The 26,716-nt window shown below is 40.6% G+C and carries 24 protein-coding genes and 1 pseudogene; 12 read left to right on the top strand and 13 right to left on the bottom strand.

What is annotated here, in order from left to right:
- From HEQ36_RS18705 to HEQ36_RS18695, 3 genes are all read left to right on the top strand, one after another.
- On the top strand, positions 1–419 hold a 419-nt coding region (locus HEQ36_RS18705), incomplete at its 5' end, for a hypothetical protein (RefSeq protein ID WP_290708258.1).
- Between the two features lie 83 nt (positions 420–502).
- Positions 503–2,578: an SPFH domain-containing protein gene (locus HEQ36_RS18700; RefSeq protein WP_053539835.1), complete on the top strand. Its 2,076-nt coding sequence runs from the start codon at positions 503–505 to the stop codon at positions 2,576–2,578.
- 103 nt (positions 2,579–2,681) lie between these two features.
- On the top strand, positions 2,682–3,245 hold the full coding sequence (locus HEQ36_RS18695) for a Uma2 family endonuclease (RefSeq protein WP_168635443.1): 564 nt from the start codon (positions 2,682–2,684) through the stop codon (positions 3,243–3,245).
- Between the two features lie 402 nt (positions 3,246–3,647).
- On the opposite strand, the gene HEQ36_RS18690 is transcribed toward HEQ36_RS18695, so the two are convergent.
- Positions 3,648–3,983 (bottom strand): DUF5615 family PIN-like protein, encoded by a 336-nt coding sequence (locus HEQ36_RS18690; RefSeq protein ID WP_168635444.1) that lies wholly within the window; start codon positions 3,981–3,983, stop codon positions 3,648–3,650.
- Entirely contained in the window at positions 3,976–4,287 is a 312-nt protein-coding gene (locus HEQ36_RS18685; RefSeq protein WP_053539837.1) for a DUF433 domain-containing protein, read from the bottom strand. The genes HEQ36_RS18690 and HEQ36_RS18685 overlap by 8 nt, the downstream gene beginning before the upstream one ends.
- A 79-nt stretch (positions 4,288–4,366) precedes the next feature.
- Here HEQ36_RS18685 and fabG point away from each other — a divergent pair, with 79 nt between their 5' ends.
- The gene (gene fabG, locus HEQ36_RS18680; RefSeq protein WP_168635445.1) at positions 4,367–5,107 is read left to right on the top strand and encodes a 3-oxoacyl-[acyl-carrier-protein] reductase; all 741 of its coding nucleotides are present in this window, start codon (positions 4,367–4,369) and stop codon (positions 5,105–5,107) included.
- Positions 5,108–5,182: 75 nt separating this feature from the next.
- Here fabG and HEQ36_RS18675 read toward each other — a convergent pair whose 3' ends face one another.
- Positions 5,183–6,265, bottom strand: a complete 1,083-nt coding sequence (locus tag HEQ36_RS18675; RefSeq protein WP_053539839.1) for an MraY family glycosyltransferase — start codon at positions 6,263–6,265, stop codon at positions 5,183–5,185.
- 291 nt (positions 6,266–6,556) lie between these two features.
- Here HEQ36_RS18675 and groL point away from each other — a divergent pair, with 291 nt between their 5' ends.
- Complete coding sequence (gene groL / locus HEQ36_RS18670) at positions 6,557–8,257, top strand: chaperonin GroEL (protein WP_168635446.1); 1,701 nt, start codon at positions 6,557–6,559, stop codon at positions 8,255–8,257.
- Positions 8,258–8,334: 77 nt separating this feature from the next.
- On the opposite strand, the gene HEQ36_RS18665 is transcribed toward groL, so the two are convergent.
- From HEQ36_RS18665 to thrC, 3 genes are all read right to left on the bottom strand, one after another.
- On the bottom strand, positions 8,335–8,820 hold the full coding sequence (locus HEQ36_RS18665; protein ID WP_168635447.1) for a DUF2996 domain-containing protein: 486 nt from the start codon (positions 8,818–8,820) through the stop codon (positions 8,335–8,337).
- Positions 8,821–9,096: 276 nt separating this feature from the next.
- A complete protein-coding gene (locus HEQ36_RS18660) occupies positions 9,097–9,372 on the bottom strand; it encodes a MoaD/ThiS family protein (protein ID WP_053539842.1) in 276 nt (91 codons plus the stop codon).
- Positions 9,373–9,698: 326 nt separating this feature from the next.
- The gene (thrC, locus tag HEQ36_RS18655; protein ID WP_168635448.1) at positions 9,699–11,003 is read right to left on the bottom strand and encodes a threonine synthase; all 1,305 of its coding nucleotides are present in this window, start codon (positions 11,001–11,003) and stop codon (positions 9,699–9,701) included.
- Between the two features lie 290 nt (positions 11,004–11,293).
- On the opposite strand from thrC, the gene minC reads away from it, so the two are divergent.
- The 3 genes from minC to minE all read left to right on the top strand — a co-directional run bounded on the left by minC (position 11,294) and on the right by minE (position 13,834).
- Entirely contained in the window at positions 11,294–12,475 is a 1,182-nt protein-coding gene (minC, locus tag HEQ36_RS18650; RefSeq protein WP_205748427.1) for a septum site-determining protein MinC, read from the top strand.
- Between the two features lie 209 nt (positions 12,476–12,684).
- On the top strand, positions 12,685–13,491 hold the full coding sequence (gene minD / locus HEQ36_RS18645; protein WP_053539858.1) for a septum site-determining protein MinD: 807 nt from the start codon (positions 12,685–12,687) through the stop codon (positions 13,489–13,491).
- Positions 13,492–13,528: 37 nt separating this feature from the next.
- The gene (gene minE, locus HEQ36_RS18640) at positions 13,529–13,834 is read left to right on the top strand and encodes a cell division topological specificity factor MinE (protein ID WP_027404040.1); all 306 of its coding nucleotides are present in this window, start codon (positions 13,529–13,531) and stop codon (positions 13,832–13,834) included.
- 60 nt (positions 13,835–13,894) lie between these two features.
- Here the strand turns inward: minE and aroF are convergent, their stop codons facing one another.
- Together aroF and HEQ36_RS18630 are read right to left on the bottom strand one after the other, a co-directional pair.
- Positions 13,895–14,935, bottom strand: a complete 1,041-nt coding sequence (gene aroF, locus HEQ36_RS18635) for a 3-deoxy-7-phosphoheptulonate synthase (protein ID WP_168635440.1) — start codon at positions 14,933–14,935, stop codon at positions 13,895–13,897.
- 320 nt (positions 14,936–15,255) lie between these two features.
- Positions 15,256–16,127 (bottom strand): annotated as a pseudogene (locus HEQ36_RS18630) (hypothetical protein).
- Positions 16,128–17,559: 1,432 nt separating this feature from the next.
- On the opposite strand from HEQ36_RS18630, the gene HEQ36_RS18625 reads away from it, so the two are divergent.
- On the top strand, positions 17,560–18,234 hold the full coding sequence (locus tag HEQ36_RS18625) for an AMIN domain-containing protein (RefSeq protein WP_052149955.1): 675 nt from the start codon (positions 17,560–17,562) through the stop codon (positions 18,232–18,234).
- 94 nt (positions 18,235–18,328) lie between these two features.
- Complete coding sequence (locus tag HEQ36_RS18620) at positions 18,329–19,057, top strand: Bax inhibitor-1 family protein (RefSeq protein WP_053539862.1); 729 nt, start codon at positions 18,329–18,331, stop codon at positions 19,055–19,057.
- A gap of 108 nt (positions 19,058–19,165) precedes the next feature.
- Here HEQ36_RS18620 and HEQ36_RS18615 read toward each other — a convergent pair whose 3' ends face one another.
- From HEQ36_RS18615 to HEQ36_RS18600, 4 genes are all read right to left on the bottom strand, one after another.
- A complete protein-coding gene (locus tag HEQ36_RS18615) occupies positions 19,166–19,708 on the bottom strand; it encodes a DUF3172 domain-containing protein (protein ID WP_015083215.1) in 543 nt (180 codons plus the stop codon).
- A 161-nt stretch (positions 19,709–19,869) separates the two neighbouring features.
- A complete protein-coding gene (locus HEQ36_RS18610) occupies positions 19,870–20,931 on the bottom strand; it encodes a fatty acid desaturase (protein ID WP_290708264.1) in 1,062 nt (353 codons plus the stop codon).
- Positions 20,932–21,136: 205 nt separating this feature from the next.
- Positions 21,137–22,195, bottom strand: coding sequence for a fatty acid desaturase (locus HEQ36_RS18605; RefSeq protein WP_053539865.1), 1,059 nt, complete (start codon positions 22,193–22,195; stop codon positions 21,137–21,139).
- 230 nt (positions 22,196–22,425) lie between these two features.
- Positions 22,426–23,241, bottom strand: a complete 816-nt coding sequence (locus HEQ36_RS18600) for an acyl-CoA desaturase (protein WP_053539866.1) — start codon at positions 23,239–23,241, stop codon at positions 22,426–22,428.
- Between the two features lie 86 nt (positions 23,242–23,327).
- Between HEQ36_RS18600 and HEQ36_RS18595 the strand changes: the two genes are divergently transcribed.
- Both HEQ36_RS18595 and HEQ36_RS18590 read left to right on the top strand, forming a co-directional pair.
- A complete protein-coding gene (locus HEQ36_RS18595; RefSeq protein WP_053539867.1) occupies positions 23,328–24,560 on the top strand; it encodes a methionine gamma-lyase family protein in 1,233 nt (410 codons plus the stop codon).
- Positions 24,561–24,602: 42 nt separating this feature from the next.
- Complete coding sequence (locus tag HEQ36_RS18590) at positions 24,603–24,980, top strand: GxxExxY protein (protein WP_053539868.1); 378 nt, start codon at positions 24,603–24,605, stop codon at positions 24,978–24,980.
- 55 nt (positions 24,981–25,035) lie between these two features.
- Here HEQ36_RS18590 and HEQ36_RS18585 read toward each other — a convergent pair whose 3' ends face one another.
- Positions 25,036–26,229: a Coenzyme F420 hydrogenase/dehydrogenase, beta subunit C-terminal domain gene (locus HEQ36_RS18585; protein WP_168635438.1), complete on the bottom strand. Its 1,194-nt coding sequence runs from the start codon at positions 26,227–26,229 to the stop codon at positions 25,036–25,038.
- Positions 26,230–26,716 lie beyond the last annotated feature (487 nt).

Below are 26,716 nucleotides of genomic sequence, written 5' to 3'. Positions count from 1 at the left end.
TTGCAGATAAACGGAATGATCATCAATGGAAAGCAGCTAATAAAGTTGTTAACACCGCTGAGGCAATTGTCCAAGAGCATCTAAATGTTAAGGCTATGAAGTCCCGCTGCAAACCCAAAGGTGAAATCATTCCAGTACAAGCATTACTAGATACAGGTTTTACAGGTTGGTTAGCAATTGATGATCAGGATGCTATAACCTTAGGATGGTTACAGGAAAACCAGAAAGAAGATATGCAGACAGCATACGGCGAAGCTCAGTTTAATCTTTATCAAGGAACTGTATTTTTAGATGAAGAAGAGTTGATCATCCCAGTGTTGGGTGGAAATGAACTGCAAGATATTCTTTTAGGTGTACATTGGCTACAAAGTAAGCGACTAGTAGCAGATTTTACCGCTATGGTGCTAACATTGGGTTAAAAAATTACATTAAGTTTAAGAAAAATCATTCCCTCCTGATGAAGTGATACCTTAGATGATTAATTGCCCAAAGAGGCAGATATATGAAAAGCTTTCCATTTTTTCTTGATAAAAGTAAGCAAAATAAGTTTGTCAGCTTGGCTACATCTGCAATTGCAGCCTTAGCCTTAGCAGGTGGTGTTAATGCTGTTAATGCCACTCCCATAAAAACACTGACAGCCAAAGAATTAACTTCTGTTTCTATTCCCTCTACTCAAAATCAACCTGTAGTTACTCAATCAGTAACTCGTCCAATCCCCTATCAATCAATGGGAATTGAGCCTTTAATCATTATTCCCGTGATTATTATTGGCGGTTGTTTCTTCTTTGGTGGACTGGTGGTTATCGGTGAACGGGAAGTGGGAATTGTGGTGAAAAAGTTCACCCTGTCAGGTAAAGGATTACCTCCTGGTAGATTAATTGCCCTCAATGGTGAAGCGGGTTTGCAAGCAGATACCCTCGCCCCTGGTTGGCACTGGGGTTATTGGCCTTGGCAATATGCAGTTAAAAAAGAATCGGTAATTGTTGTCCCCCAAGGTCAAATCGCTCTGATTGTCGCCGCTGATGGGGCTTCTAACCCTCCAGAACGGATTTTGGGCAAAATTGTCGAATGTGATAATTTTCAAGATGCTCGCAAATTCTTAACCAAAGGTGGGGAGAAAGGACGGCAAATTGCTTTTATCACCGCAGGTACTTACCGCATCAATACAGCGCTGTTTAAAGTGATTACAGCAGCAAATGCCAGTAAAGAGGGTATGCGTCCAGAACAGTTACAAATCTATGAAATAGCAGCGGAAAAAGTTGGTATTGTGACTACTTTGGATGGTTCACCAATTGCCGCAGGTGAAATTGCTGGGCGTGCTATTACCGGACATAATAATTTTCAAAATGGTCAAAAATTTATTGACGCTGGAGGACAACGGGGTTTACAAGAACAGGTGTTATTATCGGGTTCGTGGAATCTCAATCCTTGGTTGGTAAGTATTGAACAAGTACCGATGACTCAAATCCCTATCGGCTATGTGGGTGTGGTGATTTCTTTTGTTGGTGAAGAACAGGAAGATGTGAGCGGGGCATCTTTCACTCACGGAAATTTGGTCAATCAAGGACATAAGGGTGTTTGGGTTGAGCCTTTATATCCTGGGAAGCACCCGCTCAATACTAAAGTGATGAAAGTTGAGCTAGTGCCGACAACAAACATTGTCTTAAACTTTACTGATAGAATTAGCGGTCAGCATGGGTATGATACGAATTTAACGGCGCTGAAACTTCTGTCATTTGATGGTTTTAGCTTTGATTTGGAGATATTCCAAATTATTCACATTGGTGCGTCAGATGCTCCGAAAGTGATTTCCCGCTTGGGTTCGATGCAAAATGTCATTGATCAGGTTTTGCGTCCCATTGTGGGGAATTATTTCCGCAACTCGGCTCAAGAATATACTATCCTGGATTTCTTGATTGCCAGAAGTGAGCGTCAAGTTGAAGCCTCTGAATACGTTAAATCTGCCTTACGTGCTTATGATGTGCAAGCAGTGGATTCGTTGATTGGTTTGATTACGCCACCGAATGAATTAATGCACACGCTGACAGACCGGAAAATTGCTGAGGAACAACGCAAAACTTACGAAGTTCAGCAAATGGCAGAAACCCAACGACAAATGTTAGTCCGGGAAACAGCGATCGCAGATATTCAGCAAGAGTTGGTAAAATCGGAACAAGGTGTCACAATTGCCGAGTTGCAAGCTAACGCACAAATTCAGCAAGCAACAGGTGAAGCTGAAGCCACTAAACTCAAAGCCATAGCGGAAGCTGAAGGTATCCGGGCGACAGGTAACGCGAAAGCAGAAACCTATCGGACAGGGGTACAAGCATTGGGTTTGCAAGGTTACACAGCGATGCAGCTAATGCAAATTGTGGGCGATCGCAGTGTTCGCATTATTCCTGATATCATTGTTGGTGGTAATAATGGTAGTAATAATGGTTTAGCAGATGGTTTATTGTCTATGATTCTTTTGAATCAAACTAATAGCAAAACCCATCTAGAATCGAAAATCCCTACACCTCCACCTCTTCCTAATCCTGTAGTTGCTAAAGCTGAATCTATTAATCATAACAGTTAAGATTCAGATCCCCGACTTCTCTAAGAAGTCGGGGATCTTGTTCTTGTGAATGTTTTTATTGAGAGTAGTGATAAAATTAAAATTAAATTATGGGGTTAAATAAATGACAACAACAGTTGCAAAAATCATTCCCATAGAAGAATTTTTAAAGCTGGGTTTTATTGATGAATCACCAGCTTGGGAATATATTAACTCAGAAGTAATTCAAAAACCAATGGGTGGCGGTAAACACAGTTTATTACAAAAAAAATTAATAGCAGTTATTGACACAGCAACAAGTGACTATGAAGCTTTTCCAGAAATGCGCTGTAACTGTGGAAATCGTTCTGTAGTTCCCGATGTTCTGGTGATTGCTACTGATCAAATACCATTAGATGAAAGCGGTGATATTATTAGCAGTGGGATTAATTTTGCACCTCTTTGGGTAATTGAAATCCTTTCACCTAGCCAAAGTCAGACTAAGGTAACTGGTAATATTTTACATTGTATTAAACATGGTACTAAACTTGGTTGGTTGCTTGATCCAAGTGAGCGTTCAATTTTAGTTTATCAGCCTAATACTTTACCAGATTTGTTAACTGGAAAAGATAGATTACCAGTTTTAGAAGGTGTGAATTTAATCATCACAGTTGAAGAAGTATTTGCTTGGTTGCAAATAAAGAGGTAAATATGAAGCTGGCGAATAGAATTCGCAGCTACACGAACAAAGTCCGCCTGCGCGGACTCAATAAAAATCAAAGGTTTGAAACCCACGCAGGTGGGTTTTGCCTGTGTAGACGTGGTTTCTAACCGCCGATTTAACTACTCAAAATGAGGATGATTGATGGTGAGATTGTATTCTGATGAGCGATTTTCATAAATAAATCGGCCATGATGATAAATTAGTATGTGATTTTGGGAATACTTAAAGTAGGAAGTTACTACAGTCAGATTTAAACAATGGATTTGGTTAATTTAAAGCCAACTGGTACAGGTTGGGAATTTGTAACTGAGGCTGATTTAGAAGATTTTGTCTGGGCTAATTTAAACCAACTATTCGGATTAACTCCCCTGAAGTATTACTCTTTTTTCACAAAAACTCCACACGTCCTACCATCTCTTCAGGTGTCATCACTTCATAAATCAGAACTAAAGTTTCAATGATTTCTCCAATTGAACGAGTTCCTTTTTTACAGTATGTAATCCCAGGATGATTAAGCTGACGACTCGCAATAATCAAAAAATCTGTATCTTGGGTAAACAGCACTCGTTGCGTTTTCTGAATAAACCCTAACTGAACTTCATCAGATTGAGTGCGTAATCCGACATTGTTAGTTGTTGTGACATCAATTCCATAACGACGCAACCCAAGAGCGATCGCCGGATCAGCATTTTCATCTAAATGAAAGCGAATTTTTTCACTCATTTCTCAACTGTTTGAGTTTTTCTTGAAGACGTGAAGGATAATTTTGTTTCAGTACCTCAACCAATTTATCCTCTTGCACAGTGCGTGCATCAATCTCATCTCGATGATCAAAATAATAAGCCATTGCTGCATAAACAGATGCCAGAGACAAGTCATATTTACCAGCAATTTCTACTAGAGAATACCCTAGTTTTAAATGTAGAACTGCTATATCCTCCACCGCAATACGAGTACCAGCAATTCGGGGTTTTCCACTTCGGACATCAGCAGCAATTTCGATGTATTCTTGACTAACTAACTGCATCAATAAATTTTTCACCTCCGTCTAACTTAAAATTATAAGATAATTAGCGCGGTATCTCCACAAAATTGAGGAAAAATAGATGAGTTTATTAAAAGATCAGGTTGCAATTGTCACAGGTGCATCACGGGGAATTGGTAGAGCGATCGCTTTACAATTAGCATCTCAAGGTGCAAAAGTAGTAGTTAACTACGCTAGTTCCAGCACAGCAGCAGAGGAAGTAGTCGCAGAAATTACAGCAGCGGGAGGAGAAGCGATCGCCCTCCAAGCAGATGTTTCCCAAGAAAATCAAGTAGATACACTCATTAAAACCACCTTAGAAAAATTCCAGCGCGTGGATATCTTAGTCAACAATGCAGGTATTACCCGTGACACCCTGCTATTAAGAATGAAATTAGCAGAATGGCAAGCAGTCATAGACCTTAATTTAACTGGAGTATTTTTATGTACAAAAGCTGTGAGTAAAATTATGCTTAAACAACGTTCGGGGCGGATTATTAACATCGCTTCCGTCGCGGGACAAATGGGCAACCCTGGACAGGCCAACTACAGCGCAGCCAAAGCCGGAGTAATTGGCTTTACCAAAACAGTAGCTAAAGAACTCTCTTCTCGTGGCATTACCGTCAATGCCGTTGCTCCTGGTTTTATTACCACTGACATGACCAGCGATATCAAAGCCGATGGTATCCTGCAATATATCCCCCTGGGGCGTTTTGGTAAACCAGAAGAAATTGCTGGCATGGTGCGCTTTTTAGCAGCAGATCCCGCCGCAGCTTATATCACAGGACAAGTATTTAATGTTGATGGCGGTATGGTGATGTAGTTTTATAATACTCAGATCCCCGACTTCTCAAAGAGATCCCCGACTTCTCAAAGAAGTCGGGGATCTATATCCTATTCACGAATTATTCAACATTCTTTGTCCAAGGGTAAAGCCTAACAGCAAAATAATACCGACAGCAGTAGCCAGCATCACAGATAAACTCATACCCTGGACTTTCATAGCCAGTAAATTACAACCTAAAGTAATTGACCATAAGATAAAAGCTGCATTGCGTTGGGATAGTCCCCAAGCCAACAAGCGATGATGGATGTGGTCTTTACCTGGTGTACTCAGAGGGTTTTTGCCTGCCATGAGTCGGCGAACAAACACTTGAGTAGTGTCAATAACTGGCAACAGCAGAAATAAAACCGTCGGGATTAGGGCATAGATTGTATTTAATTGGAGTTTGCCTAAAATGCTGGTTGCTGCTAACACATAGCCAAAAAAGTATGCACCAGCATCACCCATAATGATGTGTGAGGGGTGAAAATTATGGCGTAAAAAGCCCAGTGCCGCCCCTCCCAAAGCCGCTAAAACCAAAGTAGCAGCAGCGCGATTATCAAACTGGGCAGACACGCCTAACAAACTGATAGCAGTGATAAAGCTGATGCCACCAGCCAAACCATCCATCCCATCCATGAGGTTAACAGCATTAGTGATCCCCACCACCCACAGCACCGTTAACGCCATAGACAAGAGGGAATCAATGGGTGTACCAAAGGCAACTTTGATGCTAATGCCATTACCAACCAACAGAAGTGCTGTTGTTACCTGCGCCCATAAACGCACAGATGGAGGTAAACCAAACTGGTCATCAATAAATCCCACTAAAACTAAAATTGAACCACCGAGGAGAATCGTTAAGACCTGAGCTAAAACCCCTTGCAGTTCAATTGGCCGCAAGAGACTAGCTAAGACCAAAGCCGCAATGACACCCGCGTAGATTGCCAAACCTCCCGCATTAGGTAAAGGTTCTTGATTCAATCGTCGGGCGTTGGGTTGATCTGCCCAACCTACCTCTAAGGCAAATTTGCGAATTGTGGGAATTAAACGCCAGGTGACAACTAAAGCTAATAGAAACGTAAATACTACAGCTAACCAGCCGGAGCCGCTAGGGTCAGCAATGCCAAGGGATTTAAGGGAGTTTGCTAAGTTCATCTGCTCCCAATATAATCATTAGTTTTATGGTCAAACATAAGTAAGTAGGTTGGTGTTGAAAATTGTCGTTATGGCAAGGCAAAAGGCAAAAGGCAAGAGGCAAGAGTGAAGAGGGTTTGGGCGATTTTACATTTCTTTACACAGTTTGGTTTTATTGTGTTCACCTACTTATCAACTGTTAATATTAATCAATTTTGGGATTTTGATTGTTAATCTAAATTGGGGAAAGGGATTAGCACTCTTGGTCAGTGAGTGCTAAATTGTCTAATGGAAGCAATAGAAAAATAAAACATGACTAAGATTATTGCATTTAATGAAGAATCACGGCGTGCTTTAGAAAAGGGTATTAACGCCCTGGCAGATGCGGTGAAAATCACTTTAGGTCCAAAAGGTCGTAACGTCCTATTAGAGAAAAAATTTGGTATTCCCCAAATTGTTAACGATGGTATCACTGTTGCTAAAGAAATTGAACTAGAAGATCCTCTAGAAAATACTGGCGCTAGACTAATTCAGGAAGTAGCATCAAAAACTAAGGATATAGCTGGGGATGGGACTACCACTGCCACAGTTCTAGCACAAGCCTTGATTAAGGAAGGTTTGAAGAATGTAGCTGCGGGGACAAATCCCATCAGTTTAAAACGGGGTATTGATAAAACCGTTGAGGCGCTGGTAAAGGAAATTGCCAATATCGCTAAACCTGTAGAAGGAAGTGCCATTTCCCAAGTTGCCACAGTTTCCGCTGGTAATGATGCGGAAGTTGGACAAATGATAGCACTGGCGATGGAGAAAGTGACCAAAGACGGTGTTATTACCGTTGAAGAATCTAAATCCTTTACTACTGAACTAGAAGTGGTAGAAGGAATGCAGGTTGATAGAGGTTATATTTCTCCCTACTTCATCACCAACAACGAACGGATGACAGTAGAGTTTGAAAACGCCCGCATCCTGATTACTGATAAAAAAATCAGCAGCATTCAAGATTTAGTCCCCATTTTGGAAAAAGTTGCCCGTTCCGGTCAACCTTTATTGATTATTGCCGAAGATGTAGATGGTGATGCTTTAGCAACTTTGGTTGTGAATAAAGCGCGTGGTGTATTAGCGATCGCTGCGATTAAAGCTCCTGGTTTTGGCGAACGTCGCAAAGCTATGTTAGAAGACATTGCCATTCTCACCGATGGACAAATGATTTCTGAAGACATTGGCTTAAGCTTAGATACCGCCACTTTGGAAATGTTGGGAACTGCGGAGAAAATCCACATTGACAAGGAAAATACCACCATTGTGGCTGGTAATGCTGCTAAACCAGAAATCCAAATTCGGATTGAGCAAATTCGTAAACAGTTAGCCGCAACTGATTCCGACTATGATACCGAAAAACTGCAAGAACGCATTGCTAAGTTAGCCGGTGGGATTGCCGTAATTAAAGTCGGTGCCGCTACAGAAACCGAACTCAAGGACAAAACCTTGCGGATTGAAGACGCACTCAACGCTACCAAAGCCGCAGTAGAAGAAGGTATTGTTCCTGGTGGTGGTGCAACCTTAATTTATCTATCTACCAAGATAGAAGCAATTAAAAACAGCCTCACCCCCGAAGAAAGAATTGGTGCTGATATTGTTAAAAAAGCTTTAGAAGCTCCCCTGCGGCAAATCTCAGAGAACGCTGGGGCAGAAGGTTCTGTCATTGTTGCCAGAGTTCGGGAAACGGATTTGAATATCGGTTATAACGCAGCTACAGGCGAATTTGAAGACTTAATTGCTGCTGGTATTATTGATCCCGCAAAGGTGGTTCGTTCCGCTTTACAAAATGCTTCTTCTATTGCCAGTATGGTACTAACCACCGAAGCCATTATTGCTGAAAAGCCTGAAAAACAATCCGCTGGGTCCCCTGATGGTGGCATGGGTGGCATGGGCGGTATGGGCGGTATGGGCGGTATGGGCGGTATGGGTGGCATGGGTGGTATGGGTGGCATGGGCGGCATGGGTATGTTCTAATTTGCCACTTTCCCAAATCCATATATAAATAACCGAATAACCCACCCCTAAACTTAGTAAGGGTGGGTTTTTTTAAGCTAATTTCTACCTAGCCACTTTTGTCCATTTAAGCGATACACTAACCGAGATACCAATAAATCTAGGGTAATTTTACGCTCATCAATTAAAAACGATTCCAAGGTACTTGGTTTTTTACCTTCATTACAGGAAAATCCCTTTTTACCTTGAATATTGGCTTCAGGGAAATATACGTTAAACTGGCGCTGTCCCCCTTGCCAAGAACCGATAACTTGCCAACATTCTTCTGCTGAATTAAAACCAATAATAGAATACTTCTGCTTGGCAAAAGCCAGCTTCACATCTGGCACACCTTCTTTAGTAATTGCCTCTTGTAACGCTGGTAGGTAATGTTGCTGCATAAACTCTTCAAAAGGCTTATCTTCCAACGCTGGGGGCTTTTCCTTTTTGGCGGCTTTCGCGTCTGCGGAGGGCTTTTCTGGGGCGGTTGTAGCAGGATTAGAACCCACATCACCCGCTTGATTTTGATTAGTTTCTTCTGCCATTGCTCATTTTGGGTAGTCAGTTATTTTTATTTTGACATACCAGAGCATAGCTACAGCTATTTAGATATAAAATAAGATTTTAAGAGTAATTAACCGCAGATTAACGCAGATTAGCGCAGATAAAGACGGATGAATTAATAAGTTTCATGATTCTGTGCAGCTTGGCCTATCATTGGGATAAAATCGTTTAAATAGTAACTTTTCACGAAGTATGTTGGATAAAATGGGTAATGGGTAATTTGGGACTTTTAAAATCCCATACCCTCCAGCGATATTTCAACCACCTGCAACAGCGGGAACAATACTCACTTCATCTCCATCTTTGAGGACTGTTTCTGCCCCTTCTAAAAAGCGGATATCTTCACTATTGACATAGAAATTCAAAAACCGTCTGAGATTGCCTTCATCATCACACAAACGTGCTTTGATTCCAGGACAGCTTACTTCTAAGGAATTTAATAATGCAGAAATATTACTAGCAGTACATTCTAAAGTAGCTTGTTCGTTTGTAAATTTTTGCAAAGCAGTGGGAATTAAAACTTTTACAGCCATTGTTTAAACGTTAATTGTTAGTGAGTGATTTGCTTGGTAGGGGTAAAGCAAAAGCTTAATGGTGTCAACTTAAGCTACAGATGTCTTATTTGTTGGCTTCCACACCCACCCAGAAATGAATTTCCGGGCTAATAGCGAAAGTAAACTAAAGTTTACTCAAAAATTTCCGGGTTATTTAGTCATCAAAAGACAACTTCTGCTATTAGACTGGGAATATGGCTAACGCCACGCTACGCTATCATTCCCAGGCGGGCTACAGGTTTTACGTTAAGTTGACACCAATGAAGCTCTTGCTTTACCCCTACAATTAATTGGTAGTGAAAGGATTAGACTGTAACTTCTTGCCATTCTAAACGGTCAAGTGTGCGGGATCTTTCTAAAGCCCGTTCAAAACTATCTAGTTTAGCATCAATAGTTAAAGGTTCGCCAATATAACCTTGAATTGCTTCCTGGGTTTTCAAACCATTGCCAGTAATATAAACTACTGTAGTTTCATCTGGATCAATTTTGCCAGCTTCTACTAGTTTTTTCAGAACTGCAACGGTTGTACCCCCTGCGGTTTCCGTAAAAATGCCTTCGGTTTCTGCTAAGAGTTTGATACCTTCGATAATTTCCGCATCATTAACTGATTCAATATTACCGTTGGTTTTTTGAGCTATTTCTACAGCATATACCCCATCAGCCGGGTTGCCAATAGCAATTGATTTAGCAATTGTATTCGGTTTAACTGGTTGAATGAAGTCTCTACCTTCTTTAAAAGCTTTCGCAATTGGGGAACAACCTTCCGCTTGAGCGCCACTGAAACGAACATCTTTATCTTCCACTAAACCAACTTTGACAAATTCTTGGAAACCTTTATAAATTTTGGTAAACAGAGAACCAGAAGCCAAAGGAGCAACTATATGATCTGGTAATTGCCAACCTAGTTGTTCTGCAACTTCAAAACCTAATGTCTTAGAACCTTCGGAATAGTAGGGACGCAGGTTAATATTCACAAAACCCCAACCGTGGGTATTGGCGACCTCCGAACAAAGACGATTAACTTGATCATAGTTGCCTTTCACAGCCATCAGAGTTGGACTATAAATCAAGCTACCGATAACTTTACCAGCTTCTAAGTCAGAAGGAATAAATACACAACAATCTAAACCGGCATGAGCTGCGATCGCCGCGGTAGAATTGGCTAAGTTACCTGTACTAGCACAAGAAACAGTCGTAAAACCTAATTCTCTTGCTCTACTGAGGGCAACGGACACCACCCGATCCTTAAAGCTCAGGGTGGGCATATTGACGGCATCATTTTTAATATAAAGTTTATTTAGACCCAGGCGACGGGCGAGACGGTGGGAACGCACCAATGGAGTCATCCCTGTGCCTACATCTATAAAATTATCTGTAGCAACGGGCAAAAAGTGACGGTAGCGCCAAATCGAATTAGGACCAGCTTCAATAGTTTCTCGACTAACTAAGCTCTTGAGAACATTGTAATCATATTTGACTTCCAACGGTCCAAAACACAACTCACAGACATGAGTAGCTTTGAGTTCGTATTCTGCTCCACACTCTTTACACTTCAAAGCCTTGAGGATAGAAGTGTTCGCTTGGTTGAGGTTTGTAATCGCCTGAGTCATAATCTTGCTTTCCCTGGGTATCCGTCAACTTTGGAATCATACTAACACGAGGCAAAATCCACGTCAAACATACCCGACTATTTTTATCGGGTTTAATTAGAGGCAAGAGGCAAGAGGCAAGAGGCAAGAGGCAAGAGGCAAGAGGCAAGAGGCAAGAGGCAAGAGGCAAGAGGCAAGAGGCAAGAGGCAAGAGGCAAGGGGCAAGAGTCTTACCAATTACCAATTACCAATTACCAATTCTCAATCTTTTATGAAAATCTCAAATTTTAGTGTATTTTGGCTAGTGCTGCATGAATTCTGATTCTGCTAAACCTGATGAAATAAATTCTGAATTTCCTAAGTCAGAATCAATTTTTCATCAGGTTGATAAAAAGGTAAATAATTCTCATTCTGTCCCAGACAATGTAGATGTTGCTGATTCTGCTAAACCTGATGAAATAAAGTCTGAATTTCTGAAATCAGAATCGGTTTTTTATCAAGTTGATCAAGAGGTAAATAATTCTAACTCTGGCAAGATAAATACAGATTTTGCTGATCATAAAGTAGAATCTAGTCCCATTATCCCTACTAATTCAGAGTTAAATTCTGTAATTGCTTATTTAAAGGGTAATTCTGCTGCTGAAAATCCAGAATTTAATATTCCTAATGAGGGGGAGACTGGTGCTATTTTAGCTAATTTACCAAATACTGATTTAGAATTAATAGAACAAAAGGTAGATCATAATATTCAAGTTCAGTTAAAAACTGAAGGAGAGCGACTATTATTAATTTTGCCCACCGAGTTGCAAGTACCGGCATCAGAATTTAATTGGGGGGAAATTTGGCAACAAATGAAACAGCGTCTCAATGCGGGCGATCGCTTACGGAAACCAAATACATTCCTGCATCTAGTAGCCAAAGATAGATTGTTAGATAACAGACAATTGCAAGATTTGGCAGAAACTTTAAATACATACCAAATTCAACTAAAATCTGTAGCTACCAGTCGAAGACAAACTGCGATCGCCGCTTGTACCCTGGGTTATTCCGTAGAACAAATCCAACTCCAAACATCCCTCACCTCGGATATTCAACCGACTCCCAGCGCCCTAGCAGATGCCCTCTATCTGCAAATGACGGTCAGATCAGGTGTGGAAATTCGTCATCCCGGTACGGTAATCATCTTGGGAGATATCAATCCTAGTGGTATCGTCATTGCCGATGGGGATATTCTCATTTGGGGACGATTGCGGGGAGTTGCCCATGCTGGTGCCGGTGGGAATCGGGAATCTCTGATCATGGCTTTGCAAATGGAAGCAACCCAATTGCGAATAGCTGATGCTGTTGCTAGATCCCCAGAAAAAACCCTCACCGGCTTCTTTCCTGAAGTTGCACATATTACACCTGAAGGAATTCGCATTGTTAAAGCCGATGATTTTTCCCGCAGTCAATTAAGTAGTCGAATGCAATTAATTACACAAAATCTGATCTAAAATTCTTGCCCAGTTAAGAATCTACAGCAGCTTTTAACAGTCAGCAGTAAAACCCTTTCGGTGCAAGGTTTGATAATTAATATTTGTACCTCATTTACCTGCAATATACTGGATATGTAATTAATTTTTGTTAGGTTACTAAATTAGAATCAATCAATAGCAATAAAAATATTTTATTGTTGTTCCCTGAACTTTCATAAAGCATTATCATGACTCGCATTATTGTCATTACCTCCGGTAAAGGGGGAGTCGGTAAAACCACAGTTTCAGCTAATTTAGGGATGGCTTTAGCCAAAATAGGCAAACAAGTAGCCTTAATTGATGCAGATTTTGGGCTGAGAAATTTAGATTTACTTCTAGGACTAGAAAATCGTATTGTTTATACAGCAGTAGAGGTCTTGGCAAGGGAGTGTCGTTTAGAACAAGCTTTAGTTAGAGATAAACGACAACCTAATTTGGTACTTCTCCCAGCTACCCAACATCGCAACAAAGAATCCGTTACACCCGACCAAATGAAGTTACTGGTAAATGCTTTAGCGCAAAAGTACCAGTATGTGATGATTGACTGCCCCGCAGGAATTGAAATGGGGTTTAAAAATGCGACTGCACCCGCTAAAGAAGCCCTAATTGTTACCACTCCCGAAATTTCCGCCGTCCGTGATGCTGACAGGGTAGTGGGATTACTCGAAGCCCAAGGTGTCAAAAAAATTAACTTAATAGTTAACAGGATTAGACCGGCAATGGTACAGGCAAATGATATGATGTCTGTAGAAGATGTTCAGGAACTTCTCGCCATCCCCATAATTGGAATCATCCCCGACGATGAGCGGGTGATTGTTTCTACCAATCGTGGCGAACCTTTAGTATTATCAGACACTTCCTCTTTAGCTGCCACCGCTTTTGAGAATATTGCTCGGAGATTGGAAGGGGAAACTGTCGAATTTCTGGAGCTTGACTCATCTAATAACAACATCTTCTCTCGGTTGAGAAAGATGTTGTGGTCAAAGATTGTTTAATTTACTTGCCAGTGTTTCTGCCTTACACATACCCGCAATGATTCTTGAAATTTTAGAAAAATTTTTTGTTCGTAGTCCCGATAACAGCCGCGATGACGTTAAACGTCGTTTGCAAGTGGTAATATCCCATGACCGTGCGGACTTAGACCCCCAAACTTTAGAAAAAATGCGTCGGGAAATCCTGGAAATCGTTTGTCGCTATGTCGAAATAGAAACAGACGGTTTAGAGTTTTGCCTAGAAAGCAGCCAACGGACAACAGCTTTAATTGCTAATTTACCAATCCGTAGGATTAAAGAAAGCCTAGATGAAACGGTTCTAGAAAGTAGTGATATCTTACTGTAGGGGCGCAGGGTCTGCGCCCTGAATTGTCTGGGATTGGACATTAAAAAGCGAATGGCGGCATTAATTTGACCACCTTCCCATGACTTGACCAATCACCGCCAATTCTGACATTAATTTATCAAACAGGTCTGGGGTTAAAGATTGGGGTCCATCCGATAAGGCTTTAGCTGGATTGGGATGTACTTCTATCATTAACGAATCCGTACCTGCTGCGATCGCCGCCATAGCCATAGCAGGGACAAACTCAGACCAACCCACACCATGACTAGGATCAATCATGATGGGTAAATGGGTCAATTTTCGCAATACTGGTACAACCGATAAATCCAGGGTATTGCGAGTATACTGACGGTCAAAAGTTCTAATTCCCCGTTCACACAAAATTACATTGGCATTACCCGCCGCTAAAATATACTCAGCCGCCATTAACCAATCTTCAATAGTGGCAGCCATACCGCGTTTTAACAGCACTGGTTTGGGTTGCGCTCCCACTTTCTTCAGCATGGAGAAATTCTGCATATTTCTCGCCCCCACCTGAATCACATCGGCAACTTCGCCAATTTTCTCCAAATCTTCCGTATCCATAACTTCGGTGATAATCCCCAACCCGCTGACTTTCCGCGCGGTTGCTAACAATTCCAAAGCGCTTTCACCATGACCTTGAAAAGCATAGGGTGACGTGCGGGGTTTATAGGCGCCACCTCGCAGAAACTTAGCTCCTGCCGCCTTTACCCGCAGCGCCGTTTCTACAATCATCTCTTCATTTTCCACAGAACAGGGTCCAGCCACAACTACCAAAGGATGATGTTCACCAAACACCACATCACCTTGAGGAGTATTCACCACCACTTCAGAGGTTTGTCCGTGACGGAACTGACGACTGGCTCGTTTATAGGGTACTTCCACTCGTAATACTTTCTCAATCCATTGACTCAATTCTTGAATGCGGGGGGGGTCTAAATCAGCCGTTTCCCCAACTAAAGCAATGACCACCTTATGTTGACCAATAATTTTTTCTGGAGTTAGTCCCCAGCCTGATAATTCTGTGGTAATCCGATTTATTTCTTCCTGTGGGGAACCAACTTTCATGACGATAATCATTTACGAGTTCCTTTTTTAAGTAAATTTTTGATTAACTAACTTTAGATTAACAACAAAAACTCATGAAAAAAAACAGCAATTCTCATTTTGAAAAAAATAAGATAAAATTCTCTTAATTTAAGTGTAAACCCTGTATTAAATTATTCTTTTTTAATAGATAATTATCATCCGACGCTGGAGATAGATAGGGTTTTAAAAATCTTTAAAAATCTAGACATGAAGAATTGATTTCAACTTACCAATCTAGCTGAAATTCTAAGCAAATTTATAGTTTTTTGAATAAATAACTTTCTCCTCCTCTTTCAATATATTGACATTTTTCAACCAGAATTTATTTTTTTAAATGGGACATATTCCCTGAGAATAAATGAGAAAAAATCCGACCAATCTTTAAACCAAATAAATTTTAATAGGCTACGCATATCATTAAAAAAAGAAGTTCGGGTTACTAATAACTCACGAACTTTCTGATAGGTATAATTAACTAAATCTAAAACAGTATGAAATAAAAAAGCTAATAAATTCAAAGACAATAATAACTCACACAAATGATTTTCTCCATGACCAAAGTTATGCTCTAAATTATAACCGTGATTTTTAAGAATGTTATTCCCTTCATTCTCAACTTTCCATCTGCTGCGTGCAGCCTTGACAATTTTTTCAACATTATTTTCAGTGATCTTATGATTAGTAATCCAATTATTTTGGTAGATGATTTTCTGTGTTTTTTCATTAATAACAGTTACTTCGCACCAATTAACTTCGAGACTGGAGTCTTCATCTTTTAAGGGAACTCTAGAAGCATAGCGATTAAAATTTCTTCATCTAAATAGACAAACTTTTTCAAAACTCCATTTTTATTTAACCATTCATAGACTTCTTGAAAAGTCATAAAGATAGTAGCGGCTGGAACTGGATCTAACAAATTTCTTATTTGATTATCACAGGGGATTTTCTTAATTGAAAATAAACTTTCTGCGTTATCTTTTCCTTTATTGCTTTTCATTAATCTTTGATGCTCTAAAAAAGACGCTGACTGCGTAAAAAAGATTGAAAATGCTGCCATCACTGCGTCTTCTACCTGATATTTCGTATTATTTCCAGGTTTTCTTTCATCAGGTAAATCATGTAATTGTTGACGTAAAAATTGCATTAATTCAGGAATTTCTAGTGTCGCTGTCTTTGGAGTCATGTTTGAGTAATTTGATGCACTATCAGATTTTTAACTCACCGATTTTACATCATCTGACAACAATTATAAATTTTTATTTCCCTTGGATTCCCTATTCTAAAACCCGAACGATAAACTGGATTTTCCCCATTCGTTGTCAAGCAATCTCTCTAGTTTATTGAGTATTCATACTTATTTTTCAACCCGACTGTTTTTTTAGCCAGAGGCAATGGCTAAAAAATAGTTACTTTGTACTATATTTTGAATTCCAAAATCGGGGCTAATACTTTATTTTTCTCAAAATGAGAATTGCTGTTTTTTTAGCCAGAGGCAATGGCTAAAAAATAGTTACTTTGTACTATATTTTGAATTCCAAAATCGGGGCTAATACTTTATTTTTCTCAAAATGAGAATTGCTGCTTCGCTATCGCTCAATTTCCCTGAAGAATTTAGTAGGGGCGATCGCCACCAATTAACCACCGAATCCTTCATCCTGTAAATCCTGATTCAGACAAATTCCCACAGCGATCGCTCATCATTAATTATCCTCAAATTAACAACCTTATTTTGGTGCGATTAGAGTTATTTCAGATCCCCGACTTCTTAGAGAAGTCGGGGATCTAGGGATCTAGGGACAGCGATCGCCACCAATTAACCACCGAATCCTTCATCCTGTAAATCCTGATTCAGACAAATTCCCACAGCGATCGCTACCAATTATACTAAACACGGGTGAGATTTAAACTTTTGCCAAATGACAAAGAACCCAGATGTGCAGGGGTAAAGCAAGAGCTTCATAGGTGTCAACTTAAGCTCAAATCCCTACCACATCTCGTTCCTAGTCTCTGACTAGGAATGCAGTTGATGAGGCTCTGCCTCTAATATCATTGAAGGCAGAGCCTTCTAGAATTCATTCCCAGTCAGAGACTGGGAATCAGACGACTTGAGTTCTTTGCGGGATAGATGTTTTACGTTAGGTTGACACCAATAAGCTTTTGCTTTACCCCTACGTTTAGAATCAAACAATCAAGCCGTTTTGAGTATAATCACCGTCAAATTAGCAACCTCATCTGCAAACAGATCCCTCATCCTGTAAATCCTGAAATCCTGGAAATCCTGATTCAGACAATTAATCACCGTCAAATTAGCAACCTCATCTGCAAACAGATCCCTCATCCTGTAAATCCTGAAATCCTGGAAATCCTGATTCAGACAATTAATCACCGTCAAATTAGCAACCTCATCTGCAAACAGATCCCTCATCCTGTAAATCCTGAAATCCTGTAAATCCTGATTCAGACAATTAATCACCGAGTCCCCCATCCTGTAAATCCTTAAAATCCTGATATGGCTTGCGCCACGCTACGCTATCAGACAATTTAATTACCGTCACGTCGATTTTTCTAATGTTGCGTAGTCTATGCTAAATATCCCAACCCCAAACAACCAAATTATGAAAACTAGAACTAATCAAATTCTTCTATCTATCAGGGTAAGCTTATTTGGCTTGATTGCTTTCACTCCTAGCATCAGTATTGCCCAACCAATCGCACAACTTAACAACTGGGAATTTCACCCCAAGTCCCAGCAATTAAAAATTAGTCTCTCCGCAACTGCAACACCCCAATATTTCCAACTAATGCAACCACCACGAATAGTTCTCGATTTGCCTAACACCAAATTGGGTAAAGTCCTCACCCAAAAAGAATATTCAGGCGCAATTCAAAGAATTCGTATCTCTCAACTTAACGCCAATATTACCCGAATAGTTCTTGACCTCGCACCAGGAACTCAATTACAAACCAATCAAATACAACTTCAACCTCTTTCTCGACAAAAACCTACGCGCTGGGTCTTAAATCCTCATATTACCTTTTCTCCTGCTAACAGTCTCTTAACCACACCCTCCACTAGCCTACCACCATCCACAAATCTCACCACTAACTCCCAACAACCCTTAATCACCGTCCCACCCCTAAATTCTCAAAACCCCTCACCCATAATCAATTCCCCCCTTCCTCCCGCAATGTTGCCCACACCTGAAGAAAACAAAAACAGTTCCCCAAATAACCCTAAAGAAATTCCCATTATTGAATTTGGTCAACCTTTACCCAGCCAAAAATTTTAGCTTAACCCACTGGTTTCTCAACCCAAAAATTTGTAACAATAGAAATCAGCAGGTTATTTTCCTCAGTTCCAATATTTTTTGGTAGTTTTTAGACATGAGTAATACCAGTAATTTTCGTGAAGCTTTCCGTGAGGCGAAAACTCATGGACTTGTTGGACCCAATGTCATCGCTAACGCCCTCCCCTACGTCGGTGGTGGATTAGTCCTAACTGCATTGGGAACTTATGGTGGTTTAGGCATTATCCGCACTAACCCTGGACTCTTTTTTCCTACCTTTATTGGGGCGGTAATTCTCGAATTAATTTTATTCTTCGTTGCCCAAAATGTCGCATCCAAAGGTAACAAAGCCCTAGCTTTACCTCTATTGGGTATTTACAGTCTACTATCTGGATACACATTGAGTGGCTTGGTATTTGTGGCTTTGAGAACCCAAGGGGTAGGTATTCAAGGTATTGGTATTGCTGCTCTTAGTTGTGGAATTACCTTCATTGCTGCCCGAAAAATCGGTTCTAATCTTTCGGAAGCAGATGGGATGGCGTTGACAAAAACCGTTAGTTTGGGCATTGTTGCCTTATTGGTGGTTTGTCTTCTCCAATTTGCCTTTGCCTTGTTTGGTGTTTACACACCCAGTTGGTTAGAAATTGGTATCTCTGGTATAGGTGTATTTCTCTTCGCTGGAGCATCAGTAGTTGATTTCTACATCTTGCCTCGCACTTATCGCAATGATGAATATTTGCCAGCAGCTTTGTCAATGTACCTTACCTACATCAACTTATTCGTCTTTATCTTACGCTTGCTTATTGCTATCAATGGTCGTGATTAAGTATATTTAGGCTGAGAAAACTCAAACTTGTCAGGAAAGAGGAAAAGGGAAAGAAAAATCTTTAACCTTCTTCCTCCTGACTCCTGACTCCTGACTCGGTGACTATATTTAAAATCTTTCTGTATCTTGAGGACTTCCCACAGCCCCCGGTTGAGATAAAAAGAAATTTTGAGCCGATTCATTTTGATAAATACATCTAATATCTGGCTTTTCACTATTTAAGTCCCCTGTAAACCCAAAGGTATTCAGGCGATTCTTACATTCTCGTACCTGATCTGATGTTACAAGTTTTTTATTTTCTAAAATAGCCCAGTTATTTTGACGAATTACACATCCAGGGCGGATATTCGGCTGGGCAACAAAGACATTAAAGGGATTAAGAGTGACAAAGAGTCTGGCATCCATCACCATGGCACTAGATCCAAACTGCACACAAATCTCAGGATTTGGAGCTCTGGTGTCAATGAACTCACGGGAAGCTACGTTTGATGAACTTAATGTAGTTGTCGAACTAAACGCAATCCCAATCCCAATTCCCAAAATCATCACTCCTCCTAAAAGGGCAATGGTGGCGAAGTTAAACACCGGGGATTGGAAAATAGAGGGTTTAGGGTTATTCGTTGGTCTAGTATTAGCAGATTTACGTCTCATTTTCGCTTTATTACCTTCGTCCCAAGAGTGGTTTTTTAATTTCTCCCTTATTCAGTATGCCGATCCTTGAAGATAATTATCCCCTATTTTCAATTTTAAGGAAAATATAAAATAAAAAAAGCCCGCATTAGCGGACTTCCTAGCTTTAAAAAATTTACCGATTACTTGACATTCTGACTCTTAGAAGTGTAGTAAACCTTACTACCTGTATCGGGAACAAAATGACAACCAATAGCAGAATTCCACAAAGACTTCCAAACTGGTTCTTTTGATTCGTGGAAATACTCACCCATAATTGGTTTAATTGCCTCAGTCGCTTTCAACAAGTTGTAATGAGGCATATTCAAGAAAATGTGGTGAGCAACATGAGTACCGATATCATGATGAATGTGGTTAAAAATTCCATAATTTCGGTCAACACTAGAAATTGCCCCTTTCAGGAAAGTCCATTCTTCCCCACGATACCAAGGAATTCCCGGTTCAGTATGGTGTAAGAAAGTCACCAAATCCAACCAAATAATAAAGACAATGTAAGGGCCAGCGTAGTATTTTAACAACCACATCCAACCATATTGATAAGTGAATAAACCTAACACAGCCACCATACTAATCCAAAGGGTGGTGCTGGTGATAATGTCCCATTTTTCTGAAGGCTTAAACAGCGGGCTGCTGGGTGAAAAGTGAGAACCTTCTTTACCAGGAGAACGCTTGAATAAATAAACTGGATAAGCCAATAAGAACAGATAAAAACGCCCTATTCTCTGCGCTAAAGGCATCTCATCATACTCTGATTCAGAGACAGGATACCAGCTTTCATCATTCTCCAAACTGCCTGTATTTTTGTGGTGAGTTCTGTGGCTAATTCTCCAACCATGATAAGGAACAAGAATGAAAGTATGGGTAATATGACCAACTAGATCATTTAACCACTTATGCTTAGAAAAAGATTGGTGTCCGCAGTCATGACCAACTACAAACAAAGCCCAAAACATCGTTCCTTGCATTACCCAAAAAATTGGCCAGAAATACCAAGAATCTAGGTAATTGGCAACTGCATACAGCAGTCCCACAATCAGAACATCACGGAAGAAATAATAAAGCGATTTAGTCACACTAGGCTGAAAACATTCAGCGGGAATAGCAGCTTTTAAATCCTGAAGAGTAAAAGGTAACTTTTCTTTACCTTCACCAGGTTGGGAACTAGGGTCTTGATTAAACTGGATTGTATCTAATTGCACTGGATTGGTTGATTGTAAATTATCAATTAACTGTGAGGTAATATTTAGTTACCACTGGAATTTAAACAGAGAAATATTGGCAATTTTACTCAACATTCGTGGTTAATTGCCAAACTAAAGGAACTGGTGATGAAAGTACAAGTAAGCAATTAACAAATTTATACTTTCTAAATTCATCACTCATGGATAATTATTTCGCTGCCCGGTATGCGTCAAAAGTAGTATAACCAATATCAGTTTTGTAGAGTTGACATTGATTAGTGATTTCTTTCATCAGATTCCAAGAGAACTTATATTCATCATGGAGATAAGGACCCCAATTTTCTTTGATGCTACTGTAAGCCAACCGTAAATTATAGGAAGGAATAGCAGTAGAAATATGATGGGGAACATGAACATTAATATCGTGACAAAGAACTTCTACCCACTGAGGGTAATCACAATGAATTGTCCCAAATAACTGTGCTAAGGCTTCATTCCATTTATCAGCAGTTGAAAAAGGAACATCTGGAAGAGTGTGGTGAACAATAGTGAAGGTACTCATCCAGAAATGGTAAACAATCCAGGGAATAAACCAGAATTTAATAAAACCCCAAACACCAGTTGTAATAATTAAACTTGGGAAGACAATAGCTGCAAAAGCAACTACTACAGCTACAGAAAGTTTGACACTAGCTTGGTCTTTTTTCTGAAAATTGCGCCAATCAAAATGCACAACTGCCCAATGACCAATCGAACCTACCCACCAGAGACGTTGACGCATAAACAACTCAAAGGCAGATTGTCTATTCTTAGACCAACCTGCAAAAACCTCTGTTCTAATAGGATGCCAAGCGTTGTCTTCGTCTAGCTTGTTAGTATGTTTATGGTGATGATTATGTTTAATCCGCCAGCTATGAAAAGGGTAAATCAAGAACATCATGAAAAAATGTCCCACTAAATCATTTACCCAGCGACGGTTTGCAAATGAACGATGACCACAATCGTGACCAATAACAAAAAAACCTGTTAAAGCAGTTCCTGTAAAAATCCAAGCTAGGGGTAAAAGAAACCAAGGGGAAATTGCGATGAAATAATAGCCCAATGCAGCCATAGATAAACTGAGAATTACAGTTGTCCAGGCTTTGCGGCTATTTTTCTGAAAACATTCCTTGGGCAGACTTTTGATAATATGCTTTAGTTTTATTTGGTCTTTGCCCAGGTCTGTGGAGACCGTTATTTCCTGACTTTTGATGATTGATGTAGTCATGAATACCTGAAAAACAACAGACTGCAACACAACGTTACTAAAAAACGTAACTTGCTGCAAAGTTTTGTAACATTAATTTCTGAGATTATAGCAACTTAACAACCACTTAGGATAGTTAGTTAGCAATTAAAATTTTTAAATTTTAAATTGCCCCATTTACACACAAAAAGTCAATAGTTTTCAGCCAAAAATTGACTATAAAACTATTGACTTTGAGCATGAAATCTGTATTATGCCTTTTTCTCTGCCAGTTTCACATTTGTTGCTAGACCCAGTAATTGCAATAACTGAATTGTCATCCAAGTCATATCAATTTCCCACCATTCCAAACCATGACGAGCAGAGTATTGAAAAGCATGGTGGTTATTATGCCAACCTTCGCCAAATACAAGAATAGCAACCCACCAACAATTAGTTGATCTGTCACCAGAATCATAAGAGCGGTATCCGAATTTATGAGTAGCACTATTTACCAACCAAGTACAGTGATAAACCCAGATAATGCGGACAAAAATTCCCCAGACCACCATTGGCCATCCGCCTAAGAAGTATAAGACCAAGCCCAAAGCAATTTGTAAGAAAATGAAATATTTCTGTAAAAACTGATAAACTGGGTCATCAATAATGTCTTTAGTGAAGCGAGGAACTTGATCGTGAGCGGGAGCGAAATGAATCATCCAACCCATGTGACTCCACCAGAAACCTTGATTTGAATCATGGGGATCAGATTCAGTATCGGAATGTAAGTGGTGAATTCGATGTGTACCCACCCATTCGATGGGACCACCTTCACAAGAAAGTGTGCCAAAAATCACCAAGACATACTCTAACCATTTGGGTGTTTGAAAGCTACGGTGAGTAACAAGACGGTGATATCCCAAAGTAATACCTAAACCTCCAGTTACCCAGTAGAGCAATAAAGCCACACCAACTGCCTGCCAGCTAAAATTGCTAGGAACTAGGGCAAAGAGAGCGCCGACGTGCAATGCAACGAAAAATAGGGTATTAACCCAGTTAATGTGAGGTTTAGAAGTAGCAATTGTCATGCAGTAACCTGAATAGAAATTGTTCAGCCTAGTCTGCGCGATCCTAAAATCCGCATATCTATTTTATGTTTTTGAATGAGGAAACGATGAACAGCTTTGAACAGCTGCGGGAAGCAGAACAGGCGCTATTAGAAATTTTTTCTGGTATTGACGCTCAGGTCAAGCATAATCTTAAACGAGTATTAGATGCCTTTCGTCATCACCGAGTAGGCGCACACCATTTTGCAGGCGTAAGTGGCTACGGACACGATGATTTAGGACGAGAAACCTTAGATAAAGTTTTTGCCCAAGTGATGGGTGCTGAATCTGCGGTGGTGCGAGTGCAGTTTGTTTCGGGAACTCATGCGATCGCTTGTGCGCTGTACGGTGTTCTTCGTCCTGGGGATGAAATGTTAGCAGTAGTCGGTTCTCCCTACGATACTTTGGAAGAGGTAATTGGCTTGAGAGGACAAGGCCAAGGTTCTCTTATTGATTTTGGCATAAAATACCGCCAATTGGAATTAACTGATCAAGGAAAAATAGATTGGCAAAACTTAAGCACTAGCATTACTGACAACACAAAGTTAGTATTGATTCAACGTTCCTGCGGATATTCATGGCGACCAAGCCTTTCCATAGCCGACATAGAGAAAATTGTTTACATAGTCAAACAGCAAAATCCTCACACAGTTTGTTTTGTAGACAACTGCTACGGCGAATTCATAGAAACCCAAGAACCAACCCATATTGGTGCTGACTTAATAGCTGGTTCATTGATTAAAAATCCTGGGGGTACAGTCGTGAGTGCAGGTGGTTATATAGCCGGACGAGCAGACCTAGTAGAAGCCGCCGCTTGTAGACTGACAGCCCCCGGAATTGGTAGCGAAGGCGGAGCAACCTTTGATCAAAATCGCCTGTTATTCCAAGGATTATTTTTAGCCCCGCAGATGGTAGGGGAAGCGATGAAAGGAACATACCTAACAGGTTATGTATTTGACAAACTGGGTTATCCAGTTAACCCCCCACCATTAGCGCCCAGAGGAGATGTGATTCAAGCGATTAAACTCGGTTCAGCCAAAAAACTGATCGCCTTCTGCAAAGCCATTCAACAGTATTCACCCATAGGATCTTATCTAGAACCCATACCCGACGATATGCCAGGCTACGAAAGCCAAGTGGTAATGGCTGGGGGGACATTTATCGAGGGGAGTACCTTGGAATTATCAGCAGATGGTCCATTGCGAGAACCTTATGTGGTTTATTGCCAAGGGGGGACTCATTGGACTCATGTATCTATAGCTTTACAAGCGGCTATTGAGGCGGTGATAAATATAGAATAATCCTCACGCAAAGGCGCAAAGACGCAAAGGAAGAAGGTGGATATGAATGAGAATGAGATGGCAAAGGAAGTTGTTGATGCTGCGTATAAGATTCATACAAGGTTGGGACCAGGTTTGTTGGAATCTGTTTATCAGTCTGTTCTGGAATATGAGTTAGGAAAGCGAGGATTGGCGGTGAAAGCGGAGCAACCCATACCTGTAGTTTATGAAGATGTTCATCTAGAGATAGGTTTTCGGGCTGATTTAATAGTTGAAAACAAAGTTATTATCGAACTTAAATCTGTAGAAACAGTTCACCCGGTGCATAAAAAACAACTATTAACTTACCTTCGTCTCGCTGATAAACGCCTTGGTTTACTCATAAACTTCGGATCATTTCTCATCAAAGACGGAATCTCCCGCATTGCGAACAACCTATAAACTCAGGACAAAGACGCTTCTTCCCTTTGCGTCTTTGCGCCTTTGCGTGAGACTCTTATTCCGGTAACTTATACTGCCCCACTATCCGCTTCGCAAACTCTGGTACATGAGATTCCAACTTCTCCCCATGATTCCGCTTCACATACAGATAATTTCTCGCAAAGTGGGAATCTATGGAAAATCTCGCATATTCCAGTCCTTTGGGTCCAATTTTATCTATGACTACTCCCATTAATTTCGCTGCCCACATGGGTAATGTCACTGCTTGATCATAAGCTGGTATGCTTTGCTGTACTGCTGGTTTCCGGTTTCCTTGGGACATGACTGGCTGGGTGTGGAGTTGGTCTTTGACGAGTTCTAACATTTCCTTGCCTGTATCGTTCCTGACTACTATCCATTGCCATTGGTATGGTGCGCCCATATACCCAACGACGATATCAGCGAGGGAGTTGACGTAATCGAAGCAACTCATACATGATGGGGCGAAGATGTCTTTGAGGACGTTGGTTTTTAAGCCGAAGAAGGGGACTGTTTCTTCTGAACCGTCTTCGTGTTTGAAGTGGACTCGGAAGTCTTGCATAAATTCGTAGCTGACGACTGTTTCGGGGGAACGACTGGTGGTTTCTAGGAATTTTTGCAGTCCGGCGCGGGTAACGTTATCTACGCAGGGTGTTCCTAGTACGTAGAGTTTTTCTAGTCCAAGTTTTTTCTCAACGGCTCGTAATGCTTGGATTTGACAACCTACTCCAATCACTAATAACCGTTTCATTCCTGATTTTTCTATCTCTTCTAATACAGAAAGATTGGGGGATAGGGTAGGTTTATTGACTTTGGCTGCTAGTATTTGTTCGGCTGTGCGGGCGATAATAGGCATAGGTTGAAAGCGGTCTTCTTTGGTGTTTTGGACACAGACTACGCCTTCGACTAAGCCACGATTGAGCATTTCTATGGCTATGCTGCTAACTATTCCTGTCCACTGTGCGCCTTCGATGGGTTGTTGTTTTCTGGCGGACATCATTTCTTGATGAACTCCAAAATATAGTTCGTTTTCGTTTTCGAGGTTGCGGGGGCGGTTATGGGTGGTGGTTTCTAGTTCGTCTATTCTTTGGGTAATGAAGGCGCAGGCTTCTTTGACGTAATGAATGTAGTAGGTGTCGCATAGTCCGCATTCGCTACAGAGTTCTTTGGCGGGGCGCACGCTTCCGGGTTTGAGGGCTTTGGCTTTTTTGTGGGATTCTATGGATGTCATCTATTTTGTTTATTTTTACTAAATATGGCTTTTATTACCTTACCTTTACAGGTTATGAAGTGGGCGTTTAAGGTTGAATAAGAGGTTTTTTCACGCAGAGACGCTCCAGGCGCAGAGAGGGACGCGGAAGGATTGGTAATGGGCGGGTAAGGTGTCGGGTATGTTTTTAAGTAATGCTATATAAGTTTTGTTGTAACTGGATGTTGCGATACAGTAATTATACTATTCCAAGTATTATAAATTCCGGCGGCTATTGCTATCAGTGCTGCTGCTCCAGCAGTTTTCGGAATAGGAATTGCACTTGGTAGTTATCAGTTATTTAAAGACAGTCAAAAATAGCAAAGCACAAGAACTGATTCATTTTCCCACCAAACCGCCTCAGAATGAATTCTGAGTCTAATAGCAAAAGTCTGTTAAAACAGACTAAATAAATATCAATCTTGATTCAGCTAAAGCTGAATTTTGCTATTAGCCAAGAAATGAATTT

The sequence above is a fragment of the Anabaena sp. 54 genome (genome assembly GCF_017355725.1).
GTDB lineage: Bacteria > Cyanobacteriota > Cyanobacteriia > Cyanobacteriales > Nostocaceae > Dolichospermum > Dolichospermum heterosporum.
This window is presented reverse-complemented; position numbering and strand designations above follow the sequence as displayed.